General features: G+C 31.6%; 16 protein-coding genes. 9 read left to right on the forward strand and 7 right to left on the reverse strand.

The genetic code is table 11. The features are described from left to right. The first annotated feature begins 35 nt into the window (after nt 1–35). Both AC4FQX_RS11535 and AC4FQX_RS11540 read left to right on the forward strand, forming a co-directional pair. Nucleotides 36–443 carry a hypothetical protein gene (locus AC4FQX_RS11535; RefSeq protein ID WP_491167853.1) on the forward strand — a complete coding sequence of 136 codons (408 nt, stop codon included), beginning with the start codon at nt 36–38 and terminating at the stop codon, nt 441–443. Between the two features lie 332 nt (nt 444–775). Next, the gene (locus AC4FQX_RS11540) at nt 776–952 is read left to right on the forward strand and encodes a histone H1 (RefSeq protein WP_491167854.1); all 177 of its coding nucleotides are present in this window, start codon (nt 776–778) and stop codon (nt 950–952) included. Between the two features lie 139 nt (nt 953–1,091). Here AC4FQX_RS11540 and AC4FQX_RS11545 read toward each other — a convergent pair whose 3' ends face one another. Then, on the reverse strand, nt 1,092–2,087 hold the full coding sequence (locus AC4FQX_RS11545; protein WP_491167855.1) for an NAD(P)H-dependent glycerol-3-phosphate dehydrogenase: 996 nt from the start codon (nt 2,085–2,087) through the stop codon (nt 1,092–1,094). 337 nt (nt 2,088–2,424) lie between these two features. Then, nucleotides 2,425–3,582, reverse strand: a complete 1,158-nt coding sequence (locus tag AC4FQX_RS11550; RefSeq protein WP_491167856.1) for an iron-containing alcohol dehydrogenase — start codon at nt 3,580–3,582, stop codon at nt 2,425–2,427. Between the two features lie 499 nt (nt 3,583–4,081). Between AC4FQX_RS11550 and AC4FQX_RS11555 the strand changes: the two genes are divergently transcribed. Continuing rightward, complete coding sequence (locus AC4FQX_RS11555) at nt 4,082–4,927, forward strand: hypothetical protein (protein WP_491167857.1); 846 nt, start codon at nt 4,082–4,084, stop codon at nt 4,925–4,927. Between the two features lie 594 nt (nt 4,928–5,521). Here the strand turns inward: AC4FQX_RS11555 and nadD are convergent. From nadD to AC4FQX_RS11575, 4 genes are all read right to left on the reverse strand, one after another. Further along, nucleotides 5,522–6,103, reverse strand: coding sequence for a nicotinate (nicotinamide) nucleotide adenylyltransferase (gene nadD / locus AC4FQX_RS11560; protein WP_491167858.1), 582 nt, complete (start codon nt 6,101–6,103; stop codon nt 5,522–5,524). Nucleotides 6,104–6,111: 8 nt separating this feature from the next. Then, nucleotides 6,112–6,684: a guanylate kinase gene (gene gmk / locus AC4FQX_RS11565; protein ID WP_491167859.1), complete on the reverse strand. Its 573-nt coding sequence runs from the start codon at nt 6,682–6,684 to the stop codon at nt 6,112–6,114. Between the two features lie 40 nt (nt 6,685–6,724). Next, a complete protein-coding gene (locus AC4FQX_RS11570; protein ID WP_491167860.1) occupies nt 6,725–7,582 on the reverse strand; it encodes a YicC/YloC family endoribonuclease in 858 nt (285 codons plus the stop codon). A 178-nt stretch (nt 7,583–7,760) separates the two neighbouring features. Further along, the gene (locus AC4FQX_RS11575) at nt 7,761–8,111 is read right to left on the reverse strand and encodes an arsenate reductase family protein (RefSeq protein WP_491167861.1); all 351 of its coding nucleotides are present in this window, start codon (nt 8,109–8,111) and stop codon (nt 7,761–7,763) included. A gap of 83 nt (nt 8,112–8,194) precedes the next feature. On the opposite strand from AC4FQX_RS11575, the gene AC4FQX_RS11580 reads away from it, so the two are divergent. Further along, entirely contained in the window at nt 8,195–8,650 is a 456-nt protein-coding gene (locus AC4FQX_RS11580) for a DinB family protein (protein ID WP_491167862.1), read from the forward strand. On the opposite strand, the gene AC4FQX_RS11585 is transcribed toward AC4FQX_RS11580, so the two are convergent. After that, nucleotides 8,643–9,389 (reverse strand): DUF3298 and DUF4163 domain-containing protein, encoded by a 747-nt coding sequence (locus AC4FQX_RS11585; RefSeq protein WP_491167863.1) that lies wholly within the window; start codon nt 9,387–9,389, stop codon nt 8,643–8,645. The genes AC4FQX_RS11580 and AC4FQX_RS11585 overlap by 8 nt on opposite strands. A 102-nt stretch (nt 9,390–9,491) precedes the next feature. Between AC4FQX_RS11585 and AC4FQX_RS11590 the strand changes: the two genes are divergently transcribed. The 5 genes from AC4FQX_RS11590 (at nt 9,492) to AC4FQX_RS11610 (ending at nt 14,536) form a co-directional block, all read left to right on the forward strand. Continuing rightward, entirely contained in the window at nt 9,492–10,631 is a 1,140-nt protein-coding gene (locus AC4FQX_RS11590) for a cystathionine gamma-synthase (RefSeq protein ID WP_491167864.1), read from the forward strand. 593 nt (nt 10,632–11,224) lie between these two features. Then, the gene (locus AC4FQX_RS11595) at nt 11,225–12,502 is read left to right on the forward strand and encodes a Glu/Leu/Phe/Val family dehydrogenase (RefSeq protein ID WP_491167865.1); all 1,278 of its coding nucleotides are present in this window, start codon (nt 11,225–11,227) and stop codon (nt 12,500–12,502) included. A gap of 163 nt (nt 12,503–12,665) precedes the next feature. After that, a complete protein-coding gene (locus tag AC4FQX_RS11600) occupies nt 12,666–13,052 on the forward strand; it encodes a GreA/GreB family elongation factor (protein WP_491167866.1) in 387 nt (128 codons plus the stop codon). A 130-nt stretch (nt 13,053–13,182) separates the two neighbouring features. Further along, the gene (recO, locus tag AC4FQX_RS11605) at nt 13,183–13,896 is read left to right on the forward strand and encodes a DNA repair protein RecO (protein WP_491167867.1); all 714 of its coding nucleotides are present in this window, start codon (nt 13,183–13,185) and stop codon (nt 13,894–13,896) included. Between the two features lie 286 nt (nt 13,897–14,182). Continuing rightward, the gene (locus AC4FQX_RS11610; RefSeq protein ID WP_491167868.1) at nt 14,183–14,536 is read left to right on the forward strand and encodes a hypothetical protein; all 354 of its coding nucleotides are present in this window, start codon (nt 14,183–14,185) and stop codon (nt 14,534–14,536) included. Nucleotides 14,537–14,608 lie beyond the last annotated feature (72 nt).

Here is a 14,608-nt window from a genome sequence, read left to right on the forward strand (position 1 = left end):
TCTACAACTTATAATTTCTCCCTGTTTAATTAAAGATGAAAGAAGATATTATTATCCCCAAAGTGGAAAACGTTTATATTGCAGCCGTTCAGGAGTGGAATGATGACTTTATGGAAAAAACCTGGTATGCCTATCTAATAAATGACAGTGATTATAAACTCGAAGGCGTTATGGTAGTTTCTAAAGCTTCAGGCTTGATTAATGGCGAAATGAAGAAGACTTCACTATTGCGACATGCTTTTGTTGAAATAGAACCGGTTTCCGTCGTTAAAATAGAATTAATTGAAAAAAGCGTATTAGCCTTAAATAATGAGTTTATGGTAACCTTCTTTATTGATGGAAAACTATATGACAAAAACTATATTTTTAAAGCGAATTCCATTAATGAAAGTGCAGTAGAAGAGGTACCTATTCTTTTTAAAGACGGTATTATGATCGGATAAATTACTTTGCGAAGTAGTAAATAAGTTTTCAGTTTTAGTTTTCAAAAAAACCAGCTTCTGGAAATCTCTATTTTGTGAAAGCATTAATCGGCATCTGACCGATATATATAGTTACTATTCCGTTATTCAGAACATTAAGTACATCTTTGATTTTAATGTTCTGAATTTGAAAACTTGAAAGAAAATTCTGTTAAACAAAAACACACATATCCTACTTTTGTTAAAAAGACTTAAAAAAGCATTTTCAGCATAAATTAAATCTCGAAATTCATACAGATATAAAAAGCATTTTTATCTTTGCACTTCAATTTTTAAAATAAAAAAGATACAACATGAAAGCATTATTAGAAAACTTAAACGGGTTGATCGCAGAATTTTCAAAAGACGCGGCATTACAGGCAGAAGGCGGAAATAAAGCAGCAGGAACACGTGCAAGAAAATCATCATTAGCAATTGAAAAATCGTTAAAAGAATTCCGTAAGGTATCTATCGAAGATTCTAAAAAATAAGATAAAAAAAAGGTCACTAATCAGTGACCTTTTTTTATCTTATTAACTTCCCTTTTTATATTCTGTCAGGCTCAATTAGCAAACTTTAGTAATCTCAATCCTAACTTCTCAATATACATTATAGCCAATCCTATAATTTTTAATCTAATTTATCCGTGAGTTTCTTAAAAACTTTTTTAGCCTCTTTTCCTTCATATAATATTTCATATACAGCATCAATGATTGGTGTTTTAGCTTTAAGTTCCTGATTTAGCAGATAAGCACTTTTAGTAGCATAATAACCCTCAGCAATCATACTCATTTCTGTCATTGCTGATTTTACCGTATATCCTTTACCTATCATATTTCCAAACGTTCTGTTTCGGGAAAACAAAGAATAACCCGTAACCAACAGATCTCCCAGATAAGCAGAATCATTGATATTACGTTTCATTTTATGCACCTTTCGGATAAATTTTTTCATTTCACGAATAGCATTACTCATTAGTAAAGCCTGAAAGTTATCACCATAACCCAGACCATGAGCAATACCCGCAGCAATAGCATATATATTCTTTAACATCGCAGCATATTCCGTACCGATGATATCATCCGATATTTTCGTTTTAATAAAATCACTAGATAAACATTTTGCCATTATTTTGGCCTTCTCTTCATTTCCACTTGCAATAGTAAGATAAGATAAACGCTCTAAAGCCACTTCTTCCGCATGGCAAGGACCTGTAATTACACCAATGTTGTCATAAGGAATATTATAAGTTTTATGGAAATGCTCCCCAATAATCAGGCTTGTTTCAGGAACAATCCCTTTAATAGCCGAGAAAATGATTTTTCCTTTCAGACTTACTTTTAACTTTTTCAGTTCAGTACTTAAAAAAGCCGAAGGGATAGCAAAAACAATATAATCCGCATAAATGACCGCTTCATTTATATCACTTGTCAATTTTAATTTATTGGTATCAAACTCAACAGAACTTAAATAATTAGGATTATGTTTATAAATCTTCATATGCTCAATTGCAGAAGTGTTTCTCATGTACCAAGTAATTTCAGGAAGATTAACACATAACATTTTCGCGATTGCTGTTGCCCAGCTGCCACCACCTATAACAGCAAATTTTGGATATTCATTCATTTTTAATATTCATTTAATCTTCAAAAGTACTTAAAATAGTAATAGTTACAAAGCATCCAATAGTAGTAAAAGAGTAGAAATAATTCATTTTTAAAACTGATAAACTGATAATAGACAAAGAATTATGATTTTTATCAACAGTTTTATTTTATTAGAATAAAAAGCAAAATATTAACGATATATTATGATTTATAAAACAATTAATGAGTTTGTATCTACGTTTTTAATAAAGAAGTTAGTTAAATTTTGTTTTAGTGTTTTAAAAAAGGCGTTTTTTGTTTTTTGAAAACGCCTTTTAAATTTTGAACTTATAAAAAGAAATGATTTATAAGTCTTTTTAATAACTCATTTCAACAATTGCTTTAACCTTATCCGGTGTAATGTTTTGTTTTTCACCCATAGCAATCCATCCTCTTTCCTCAAAACGGTTTACAATAAAGTCAGCCGTATTTTTATATTCCGGTGTATAATCAGAAAGTTTAGTACCCATTCCCATAGTGTGGAAAAAAGTAACTGTTTTTTCAATTGCTTTTTTAGCCACCGTATCAATATCCCCATTTAAACCCCAGATCCTTTCTCCATATTGTGCTAATTTTTCTTTTTTTGTTTCGAACATAACCGTAAACAAGTTGGGAGCAATAACAGCTAGAGTTCGGGCATGATCAATACCATATAGAGCCGTTAATTCATGTCCGATCATATGAGTAGTCCAGTCCTGAGGAACCCCTTTCTGGATCAGTCCGTTTAGCGCCATAGTACAGGACCACATAAAGTTAGAAGCTAATGCATAATCCGTTGGGTTTTCCACTACTTTCGGTCCTATTTCAATAAGAGTATGCAGAATCCCTTCCGCAAAACGATCCTGAAGAGATGCATCATGCCTATAAGTTAGATATTGTTCCATAACATGAGTAAAAGCATCTATAACACCATTCTGAATCTGACGTTTCGGTAAAGAAGCAATAACCGTAGGATCACAAACAGAGAATTTTGGGAATATAGCAGGTCCTCCAAAAGCTAGTTTTTCCTGAGTAGCTTCAATTGTCACAACAGAACCCGAATTCATTTCACTTCCTGTTGCAGGCAAAGTCAGTACCGTACCAAAAGGAACTGCATTATTTTCAATGCGTATTCTTTTTTGAAGAATATCTATTGGATTTCCCTGAAAATGTACAGCAGCACTAATAAATTTAACACCATCAATTACAGATCCGCCACCAACAGCCAAAATAAAATCTACCTTTTTCTCTTTGATTAGCTCTACGGCTTTCATCAGTGTTTCAAAATGAGGATTTGGCTCAATACCTCCAAATTCAATAATATTATAACCTTCCAGTGCTTTTTTTACCTGATCATAAACACCGTTCTTAAAAATACTTCCACCACCATAAGCAATCAGTACCTTACTGTTTGTAGGGATGTGCTTATTGATCTGAGCAATCTGACCCTTACCAAAAATAAGGTTTGTAGGATTGTATAATTCGAAGTTTTGCATAATAACTTTAGTTTTAAAATTAAAAGATTAAAGTTAAGGAAGATTATCTCAGAGACTTTTAAAACTATGTTAATTGAGCAATAAGTGAAATGTTTTTTGTGAGAAGAGAAAAGAAAAATTAAAAAATATTCTAAATTGATTTTTTTAGTTCATTTTTATTTAAAGTCGGTAACGTAGTTAAAACGTAAAACTTGAACATCCCGCCTTCTTTGTAGAGTTTTTAAAAGTCATCTAATTTTTAAAACTATTTTATACTGATTTAGTTTATATCATCAGTTAAAGACTTGGAGTCAGTAGCAAAGTGTTAAAAAAGATTAAAGTTAGCAAGATAATTGATTAATTAAAATAAATTTATTAATTTAATTTTTGGTTTTAATTTAAATAATTAGTTTGTTTTTTGGGTTTTAATTTTTTTTATTTGAAATTATTTATTAATATTGATATTAATTATCAAAATATTAATATTATGTATGCAATAAAAAATTTCGTATTAAAAATTATGTTCGTTACAATTTTGTTAATGAATATAGGGTGTTCAGAAGAGTCTTCTAATATCTCTGATGATGGTAATGTTGTTTTTAAACCAATGACTATTGAGGAATTTGAAAAACAATATGTAAATAATTTTTATGACACTATACTTAATGGTTTAAATTCTGTTAAACTAATAGGCTATAAGACTATTCCTATAGAAGAAGATCAACGAAAAGAATTTTTAGAATTTTTAAATGTTTTTGAAAAAGATATAAATAAAAACAAAAACCATTATTATGCTGAAGATGGTTCCTTTGTAAGGGTGTATTTTCCTTTAAATGAGGCTATTATAGAATATGATGGAAAAACGTTTGAAGCAGACCAAAATGGATTATTTAATTATGTAAAAGAGAACCTTAAAACTAAACATAATAATACAGAAATTACGATAGTTGGTAGAAAAAAATCAGAATTTATACAAGGAACAGGTTCAAATATCATAATGAAAGATAAGATATTGTTAAGTACCAGTTTAACAGCCTCCCGTTCTAAAGTTGAACCAAATAATTTAGTCTATGTCTTTGACTTAGGAATTAGAGAATTTGATCATTGTCATGCAGAAGAACAGGGAATAGAAACATTTGAGGGTAGTAAAGTAACCTGTTATAGTAATCATGGAAGAAGGAATTGTTCAACAGCTTTTGGCTATTATGGAAGATGTGCAAGACAAAGTGTTACTTGTTTAGATTATAATGGTTGGGTAACTGATTGCGTAAAATATAGAAAGACTCATTGGAAAAGATACCGAAATTTTGCAGGTAGTGATTGTGATTATGCTATGGGTAGAGGGCAATGTTGGAATGAATTATAAAATAATATTATGTATACAGTAGGAGTATTTTATGCTTGGGATTTTATGGCAATAATATTTATGACTATATCTTATCTTTTTTGCCCTGATAAATGGATTGATAGAAAAAACGAATATTTAAAATTTTTTCTTATAAGTTTGAGTATCTATTTTACTATTATAGTAGTTGTTTATAATGTTTTAAAAAACATGGAACTCATTCATTATATGTTTTTTGTGTTCTTAATACCTTTTATTTATTTTATGCATCTTATTTATCCATTTAAAGAATTAAAAAAAAGTAAAAACTTAAATTTTTTCTTATTCTTTATTTCAATATATGTAGTTTTGATGTTTGGATTAAAATTTATAGTGTTTGCTATTTCAAGTATGTAAGAAAGAAAATTATAATGTTATTTTAAACCGCTTTTGTAAGCGGTTTTTTTTATAATTTTAATCCTTGGAGTATTTTATATAAATTTATTCTCAGGAAATAGCCAATGACTTTCTTTGAAGAATATGTTTTTCCTGAAAGTTTAAACAAGTTCTTAGAGTTTTAATTTTTTTTAGTTCTATTTTTCAAATTAGCACATTTTCAAATTTTAAAACCGGATTCTATTTTTTATAAAACAGATTATGCTCAATATACTCCCATACCTTTGGAGGAAGCATAGGCTCAATGTTTTTACCCTGTTTAATGCAGTTTCTGATAAAAGTAGAAGAAATCTCGATAATAGGAGCATTCACACGATGAACCTTTGGATGGTTCACAAATTCAGGATTCATTTCCCCATTAGAGATACGCGGATAAACATAGAGGTCATTTTTTTGTAAAATAACATCATAGTTTTTCCATTTATGAAGAGATTTTAGATTATCCTCACCCATGATTAGAGAGAATTCATGTAGAGGGAATTTTTCTTCAAGATGAACAAGCGTATTGACCGTATAATTAGGTTGCGGTAATTTAAATTCAATATCCGAAGGAATTATTTTTGGAAGATTCTCCGTTGCAAGATAGACCATCTGCAGACGGTGATGATCCTCCAGAAGTGTCTCTTTATTTTTCAACGGATTATGAGGCGTTACCACCATCCATACCTGATCCAAATCAGAAAATTCAGCCATATAATTTGCTATGATAATATGACCAATGTGAATAGGGTTGAACGTTCCGAAATAAAGACCGATTTTCATTTGCCCGATTATTTTATAAAGTTTTTCACCAGTTCATAAGCCTCCTTTTTTGCCGTATCCAGATCATAATTTTTAATAATCTTGTCAAATTGAGGAGCAGTAGCCAGTTCCACTGAAGCCTTAGCAATACGCATATTAATCTTATCCTCACTTTCCGTAGAGCGCTTTTTTAATCGGATTTTTAACTCGTCAATACTTGGTGGTTTTACAAAAACGGCCAGAGTTTCATTCGGGAATTTCTTTTTAATACGCAATCCCCCCGCAACATCAATATCAAAGATAACATTCTTTCCCTTAGCCCAGATACGTTCTATTTCCGTTTTAAGAGTGCCATAGAAGTTGTCACGATAAACTTCCTCCCATTCTAGAAAATCCTCCGCCTTAATATGTTGTTTAAAGTCGTGTAACGATATAAAATAATAATCAGTTCCGTTAATTTCCTCACCACGAGGATCACGCGAAGTAGCTGATATAGAAAATTCCAGATTCAGATCCTCTTTCCCTAATAAGTGTCTTACAATAGTTGTTTTTCCAGACCCTGAAGGTGCCGAAAAAACAATTAATTTACCCCCTTTATTCATTGTTGTGTATTATCTTGTTTAAAGCTCTATATTCAAAAAATTATAAAACATTAAGAACCTGTTCCTTTATTTTTTCCAGCTCATCCTTCATCTGGACAACCAGTTTCTGCATTAAAGCATGATTCGACTTAGAACCCATTGTATTAATTTCCCTTCCCATTTCCTGAGTGATAAAACCTAATTTTCTACCATTAGCCTCATTCCCTCTTAAAGTTTCTAAGAAATAGTCCAGATGATTAGTCAAACGCACCTTTTCCTCCGTGATATCCAGTTTTTCAAGATAGTAGATCAGTTCTTGTTCAAAGCGGTTTTCATCAACATTTAGTGCCAGTTCCGCGATTGCAGTTTGTAATCGATCCTTAATAGCCTGTACTCTTTCCGGATCCAGTGCCAGTGTTTCATTCATTAACGAGCGGATATTGCCGATTCGCAGTTGAAATTCTTTTTCCAAAGAAGCCCCTTCCGAAATACGAAAACTAGAGATGTTTTCTAAAGCTTCATCAATGACACTCTGAATTTTTTTCCATTCATTTTCATCAATCTCCTCACGTTCCGTTTTCATCGAATCCGGCATTCTGACCGCCATTTTTAATAATTCCGTTTCATCACCATCAACCACCTGACGTAATTGATTAATATAGCCTTTAACAATTGGAATATTCAGTTTTGAAGAAGTTTCCTCACTCGTTACCTCAATATAAACAGAGAAATCTACCTTACCTCTTTCCAGTTTTTGAGCGATCTGATTACGCAGTCCCAGTTCCATCTCACGATAAATAGAAGACATTCTTACATTTAGATCTAAACCTTTGCTGTTCAGGGACTTGATCTCCACTGTTATTTTTTTTGTTGGTAATTGCAATGTTGCTTTACCAAAACCGGTCATTGATTGTATCATAAAAGAATTATAAAAATAGGTGCAAAGATAGTTAAATTAGAGTTGATAGTTTTTGTAAGAGGTAAAAAGTAAAATGTTATTTGTAGCTCTGCTGACTTTAAGACTTTCGACATTTAACTCTATTTATAGTCTAGCTAACTTTAAATCTTAAACTTTAAACAAAATCAATTAAAAACGATCAACTCAATACAGTAATAACTTCCGCTATATTCTTTTGACTGTTGCCAATATATATATTGTTGTCAATTATAAATACAGGGCGACTTAGAAAAGTATAATGTTCCAGTAGATATTTTTTATAATCTTGTTCCGTCAGGGCTTTATCCTTTAAACCCATAGATTTATAAAGTTGTGCTTTTTTGCTGAAAAGAGCCTCATAACTTCCCGCAAGAGTATGCATTCCTTCCAGTTCTTTTTCTGTAATAGGATGCTGTTTAATATCGTGAAAAGTTAATTTATCCGAATTAGGAAGTGATTTAATTATTTTTCTACAAGTATCACAAGAAGCCAGGTAGTATATTACGTTCATTTTTCAAGTTTTTAAAATTTATACAAAGAAACTTCTTTTAAATATTGAATCAAAATTTCTATTTTTACTAAAAAATAAACACCATGAACCAGTCCTTTAATGTTTTCAAAATTAGCAGAGAGCTATATGCTAATTATTTAAAGAATTATTCTTTAGAACAATTAAATAAGATCCCAGTTGGTTTTAACAATAATCTGATCTGGAATATTGCTCATGTTATAGTAACACAACAATTATTGATCTATAAATTATCAGGGTTGCCTATGATGATTTCTGATACCTTAGTAGACCAGTATAGAAATGGTACCAGACCGATAAAGGATACTACTTCCGAAGAACTGGAAGAGTTACGGATTTTATTGAGTACTAGTTACGATCAGACCAGAACAGATTATGAAAAAGGAGTTTTCACTTCCTTTAAAGAATATCCTACAAGCATAGGTTTCACGCTAAAAAACATTGAGGATGCCATTGCCTTCAATAACTTCCATGAAGCAATGCATTTAGGAGTCATAGCATCCATCAAGAAATTTATCTAACCTTTAAAAAAGGTTTTATCTCATCATAAGTTAATAATAATTCTTTTGGGCCATCTGCATAAGAGGCGATTTCATAGATGTTAAAGTAAAGAAGTAAGCCTTTATCCGTATAGAAAATACTACTTGGAAGGTCAAAAACATCGTTTTCAAACATTAATCCGGTAGTATTGATTGGCTCCGTTGCCGGAATATTGTTTTCTATTCTGAATTTGTTTTCAGCAAAAGCTTTCAGGCCTTTCAAATCACTGAAAAGTTGTTCATTAGGAATTATTTTACCTGTTTTTTTATTGAAGATTAGAGATTTCAGTCCACTGTAACCATGAGCACCTCCCGTATATGAGTAATGAGAGATTTCAATATTAATAATACTGTCTGATTCATACTTTATTTTACCATCTACATTTGCTTCCCATCCCAGAGCATCATTTGGAAATTTTGTTTTTATATCCTCATAAGAGTCAATAAACGAGTCCAGTAACTGGTCATAATCCGTTGCTACATAAGGATCTTCACCAAAATAGATAATGTCTCTTATGACATTAAAGACCCTTTTATTAATACTGTCAGCAACAATAGGAACATTTTTAGCAATCGGGATTCTTATCGTTACCTTTGGGCAACTGTCCCCACAGTTTAAGGATGAAGTTTTCTCATATTCTTTATAAGAAAACTCTAGTTTGTCATTATTACAACTTACTATTAGAAAGAGTAATAGTGTTAATGATATTGCTTTTTTCATCTTAAAAAATGTTAATTAAGCATAAAGGTAAGGTTTTGATTACTGCGAACAGGAAATTTAACGGTAAATTTGTAAATTAAAGAGACTATTAAAAATATTTATATGAAGTTCAACACAAAAGTTATACATGGTGGTCAACAACATGACCCAAGTACAGGAGCAGTAATGCCTCCAATTTATCAGACTTCAACCTATGCACAAACCTCACCGGGAGCACATAAAGGTTATGAATATTCCAGAACAGCAAATCCTACCAGAACCGCTTTAGAGGACGGATTGGCAAGTATAGAGAACGGAAAATTTGGATTAGCATTCGGTTCAGGATTAGCAGCAATAGATGCTGTTATAAAATTATTTAATCCCGGAGATGAAGTAATTTCGACTAATGATCTATATGGAGGAACCTATCGTTTGTTTACTAAAATATTTGAACGTTACGGGATAAAATTCCATTTTATTGGAATGCAAAATGCAGCAAATATTGAGTCTTATATTAATAAGAACACAAAATTAATTTGGGTAGAAACACCAACGAACCCAATGATGAATATTATTGATATTGCCGAAACTGCAAAAATGGCTAAGAAACACAATCTGCTTTTAGCGGTAGATAATACATTTGCAACACCCTATTTACAACAGCCGTTAGAACTGGGAGCAGATATTGTGATGCATTCCGCAACAAAATATCTCGGAGGACATTCAGATGTTGTTATGGGAGCATTGATCGTAAAAGAGAAAGAATTAGCAGATCGTCTGTATTTTATTCAGAATGCAAGTGGAGCCGTTTGTGGACCAATGGACAGTTTTCTGGTGCTGAGAGGGATAAAAACACTACATCTGAGAATGCAGCGTCATTGCGAGAATGGAAAAGCAATTGCCGAATATCTCGTTACTCACCCTAAAGTAGAAAAAGTATACTGGCCGGGCTTTGAAAGTCATCCAAATCATGAGATTGCAAAAAAACAAATGAAAGATTTTGGAGGAATGATTTCCTTTACAACAAAAGGAAATAATTATCAGGAAACCATAAAAGTATTGGAAAAACTTCGTGTATTCACACTAGCAGAATCTTTAGGAGGAGTAGAATCATTAGTAGGGCACCCTGCAAGTATGACACATGCCTCAATACCAAAAGAAGAAAGAGAAAAAACCGGGGTAGTTGATTCTCTGATCCGATTAAGCGTAGGTGTAGAAGACATAGAAGATCTGATACAGGACTTAAAACAAGCATTACAATAATATCCGGATTTTAAACAACCGGTAAAGGATCAGGATAGAGATATTAACTAGTATACCTGCAAGGTCAAAAGACCTTGCAGGTATACTAGTTAATAGATGTAAATATATAACACGTAAAGTTTTAGAGTAGAATAAGGGGATTTTTATATTACCTCCTTAAAAATAAATAAATATGGTGTGATGTTTATTCTTTAAAATAACTTATTTGTTTAAAATAAATCTATTAAAATTCAAAATATACAGATGTTATTTTATTGAGTAGAGATAATACATGAATTTAAGATAATAATTATCCTGTTTAGAAAAAATAGATTGTATTGTCTTTATATAATGTATCTTTGTAACATATTAAGTCAAAGCGTTTTCCAAATTTTCTATTTTAAGAATTTTCAGGAGAGGTGTTTTGATTTTTTGCTTATGTTTGTAATTGATACTTCGTGCGAAAACGTTGTAGTTGGTGCTAAAATGGCAAGAATCTGCATAAAAAATTAAAATGAGAAGGATTTTTTTAGAGTCTTAAAATTAGTTTATGTAACTTTAAGGATGATATTCCGGATATAAAACGTTTAATTTTTTGATAAAAAAATATTTTTATGGCAGAAAAAAGTAAATTAAAGCCCAGCATGTACGAAAATGTAAAACGTCAGTTTGAAAAAGCAGCTGATATTATGAAATTAGATCCAAGTGTCAGAAAAATTCTGGCGATTACAAACAATGAGATTGTAGTTCATTTTCCTGTAAAGTTAGATGATGGAACAGTCGAAATTTTTACAGGATATAGAGTTCAGCATAATAATGTTTTAGGCCCGTATAAAGGAGGGTTACGATATCATCCAACAGTGGATATTGATGCAGCAAGAGCCTTAGCCACTTGGATGACCTGGAAAACTTCTTTAGCAGGACTACCATACGGAGGAGGCAAAGGAGGGATTGAAATTGAACCTAAAAACTATTCTCAGTCCGAGTTGGAACGCATTACACGTCGTTTCACATTTGCATTAGGAGATAATATAGGTCCAGAACATGATATTCCTGCGCCGGATGTAAATACAACGCCTCAGATGATGGCTTGGATTGCAGATACTTATATGTCGACAAAAGCACCAAATGAGCGCTCTAAGAACCAGCATGTAGTTACAGGGAAACCCGTAGGTTCCGGAGGACTAGAAGGAAGAGACAGAGCAACAGGTTTTGGAGTAGTAGTCACACTCGAAGCATGGGCAAAATATAGAAATACAACTCTGAAAGGGAAGAAATATATTGTTCAGGGTTTTGGAAATGTAGGATACTGGGCCGCTCATTTTATGAAAGAGAATGGAGCTATTCTTGTAGGAATACAAGACGCTTCAGCAACATTATATAATCCGAATGGAATAGATCCCGAAGCAGTTCTGAATTATCAGGAAGCCAACGGAAATAGGATATCCGGTTTTGCTGATGCAGAAAACATAGGTCCGAATACATTTTTTGGGCTAGATTGTGATATATGTATACCAGCAGCATTAGGAAACCAGATCACTGCCGAAAATGCAGGAGATATTAAAGCTGTTGTAATTGCAGAAGGAGCGAACGGACCCATAGATATAGAAGGAGAAAATATATTATTAACAAGGGGAATAGAAATAATTCCCGATATTTTATGCAATTCAGGAGGAGTAATAACAAGTTACTATGAATGGTTACAGAATAGAAGTGGAGAAATTTGGCAAATGGAAGATGTGATTACTAAATTGAGAAAAAAAATAGAAGATGCTTTTGAAAAAGTAAACAATATTGCTAAGTTACATCAGATAGACTGGAGGAATGCAGCATATATACAAGCATTGACTAGAATAGAATTAGCATATAAACAACGGGGTATTTTTCCTTGATTTTTTAAAGTGATTAAAGCTTTAATATAAAAATTGAAAAACCCGTGTACAACACGGGTTTTTTGTTATATAAGAATATAGAAGAACAGAATAGATTGTTTCACAAAAAAATAAAGCTTGGGCGATGGTGCCTTCGCTTTTAGTTTTATTAAAAATTGAAATTATGAAATATAACGTATTAGTTATTGAAAAAAAAGAGCACAAATTATTAGAAGAGATTCTATCTAAAGCAGGTGCTAAAGATGCAGTACATGAAGCTTCTTACGCTAAATTAGGAGCAGAACTGAAAGAAGCAGATATTCGCGAAGAGTCCGATATGCCTGCAGACGTAGTGAGACTGAATAGCGTTATCGATATTCAAGGACCAGCAGGGTTGATGAAAGGATATCAGTTAGTTATACCAACAGAAAGTAATCCTGCACAGAAAAAATTATCTGTTTTGATGCCTATGGGAACTGCTCTTATAGGATATGCCGAAGGAGATAAAATTGTATGGAGTTTTCCGAATGGAGAACAAGAAGTTTCACTTGTAAAAGTGACACAACCATAAAGAACGAAAAGCTTTCCTAAACAGAAAGCTTTTTTTGTAGTATGTTATCAAAAAGATAGGTAGACCAAAATGATGATGTATTTTTGCTTTAAAGAATAAAATAAGCTTTAAGAACAGAGATTCGAATAGAATGAATATCAAAACAAAAGCAATAGTAATAAGCACCATTAAATTCAATGAAAAAAGTCTCATTGTAAAATGCTTTACACTGTCTGATGGATTAAAGACCTATTTTGTCAGAGACGCCTTTTCTTCTAAAAAAAACAATCAGAGAATTGCTTATTTTCAGCCACTTACCATTCTGGAAATTGAAGCCAGTCATAAGAATAAAGGAACTTTAGAAAATTTCAAAGAAATAAAAGTAAGTATACAGTATCAGACTATCACCATTGATATTACAAAAAGTACTATTATTATGTTTCTTTCAGAAGTTTTATCTCATAGCATTCAGGAAGAAGAAAAGAATGAAAACCTATTCTCTTATCTAGAAGCAGCTTTAGTATGGCTCGATACCCACGAAGAAATAGCAAATTTTCATCTGATTTTGCTTCTTGAGATAACCAAATATTTTGGTTTTTATCCTGATATTTCCAATGTTGATTTACCTTTTTTTGAAATTTCAGAAGGTGTTTTTACGTCTTTTAAAGGAGTAAGTTCTTTGACGAAACATCAGACCGATTTATTCAGAATCTTATTAGATCTCAAACTGGACAATAATGAGAAAACATTTCATGTAATAGAACGACAAATGTTATTAAATCTGTTGATGAATTATTATTCAGCCCACATTGGTGGTTTCAGAAAACCAAAATCACTTGATGTATTAAAAGAGGTTTTTGCATAAATAAAAAATAGAGGTAAATGTTTTTAATGTTTTTTGTGAAGTATTGTATTTTACTTTGTAAAAGTGGCAAACTTATTGTTGTTGGTTAAAAGGTAAAAAGATATTAGATTTCAGAAAAACCCTTTTCTGTATAAATTTTTAAAATATGCAATAAATAAAAGGTTTTTGGCTATAAAGTTATATTTTGTTAACTTTGGTTCCTTTTTTGATTCGATTTTGTTGAAGAATAAATTTTTTTGTACCTTTATCGGATACAGAAATATATAGATTTTTGAAATTTAATTTTATGGAAGCAGTGATAGGTCAGTTGTTTAGTTGCAAAATTGAAGAAGATTCAATTTTATTTATGGGATATTCATATACAGGGATGGCTTTCCATAAGGAGAATCCTGTTATGGAATTAAGACTTGAGCAGTTGGAGAATATGCCTTGTTCAGTAAAAGAATTAGAGATGTTGTGTAGTTTAGAAGAAAATTATTCAATAAGGATTAATTTTACAAAAGAAGCTTCCTTTGATATTGTTTTTAAAAATAATTTTGACCATGCCGAATACCATTTTGTATGTAAGATATTGAAATTATCTGAACGATATTATACAGAACAGGAAGCAGCAGTAGTATTGCAAAGTTTTGAATGTTAGAAATAGGCTTTATTTTTCGAACAATTACAGTCAGAAAAATAAAAACACCTCTCTGGTAATAATTGGATCTTA

Source organism: Flavobacterium sp. AK-301 (assembly GCF_058310215.1).

Excerpts from the sequence above, each read along its gene's own strand:
- AC4FQX_RS11535 (WP_491167853.1), top strand. The coding sequence starts at position 36 with ATGAAAGAAGATATTATTATCCCCAAAGTGGAAAACGTTTATATTGCA.
- AC4FQX_RS11540 (WP_491167854.1), top strand. The coding sequence starts at position 776 with ATGAAAGCATTATTAGAAAACTTAAACGGGTTGATCGCAGAATTTTCA.
- AC4FQX_RS11545 (WP_491167855.1), bottom strand. The coding sequence starts at position 2,087 with ATGAATGAATATCCAAAATTTGCTGTTATAGGTGGTGGCAGCTGGGCA.
- AC4FQX_RS11550 (WP_491167856.1), bottom strand. The coding sequence starts at position 3,582 with ATGCAAAACTTCGAATTATACAATCCTACAAACCTTATTTTTGGTAAG.
- AC4FQX_RS11555 (WP_491167857.1), top strand. The coding sequence starts at position 4,082 with ATGTTCGTTACAATTTTGTTAATGAATATAGGGTGTTCAGAAGAGTCT.
- nadD (WP_491167858.1), bottom strand. The coding sequence starts at position 6,103 with ATGAAAATCGGTCTTTATTTCGGAACGTTCAACCCTATTCACATTGGT.
- gmk (WP_491167859.1), bottom strand. The coding sequence starts at position 6,684 with ATGAATAAAGGGGGTAAATTAATTGTTTTTTCGGCACCTTCAGGGTCT.
- AC4FQX_RS11570 (WP_491167860.1), bottom strand. The coding sequence starts at position 7,582 with ATGATACAATCAATGACCGGTTTTGGTAAAGCAACATTGCAATTACCA.
- AC4FQX_RS11575 (WP_491167861.1), bottom strand. The coding sequence starts at position 8,111 with ATGAACGTAATATACTACCTGGCTTCTTGTGATACTTGTAGAAAAATA.
- AC4FQX_RS11580 (WP_491167862.1), top strand. The coding sequence starts at position 8,195 with ATGAACCAGTCCTTTAATGTTTTCAAAATTAGCAGAGAGCTATATGCT.
- AC4FQX_RS11585 (WP_491167863.1), bottom strand. The coding sequence starts at position 9,389 with ATGAAAAAAGCAATATCATTAACACTATTACTCTTTCTAATAGTAAGT.
- AC4FQX_RS11590 (WP_491167864.1), top strand. The coding sequence starts at position 9,492 with ATGAAGTTCAACACAAAAGTTATACATGGTGGTCAACAACATGACCCA.
- AC4FQX_RS11595 (WP_491167865.1), top strand. The coding sequence starts at position 11,225 with ATGGCAGAAAAAAGTAAATTAAAGCCCAGCATGTACGAAAATGTAAAA.
- AC4FQX_RS11600 (WP_491167866.1), top strand. The coding sequence starts at position 12,666 with ATGAAATATAACGTATTAGTTATTGAAAAAAAAGAGCACAAATTATTA.
- recO (WP_491167867.1), top strand. The coding sequence starts at position 13,183 with ATGAATATCAAAACAAAAGCAATAGTAATAAGCACCATTAAATTCAAT.
- AC4FQX_RS11610 (WP_491167868.1), top strand. The coding sequence starts at position 14,183 with ATGGAAGCAGTGATAGGTCAGTTGTTTAGTTGCAAAATTGAAGAAGAT.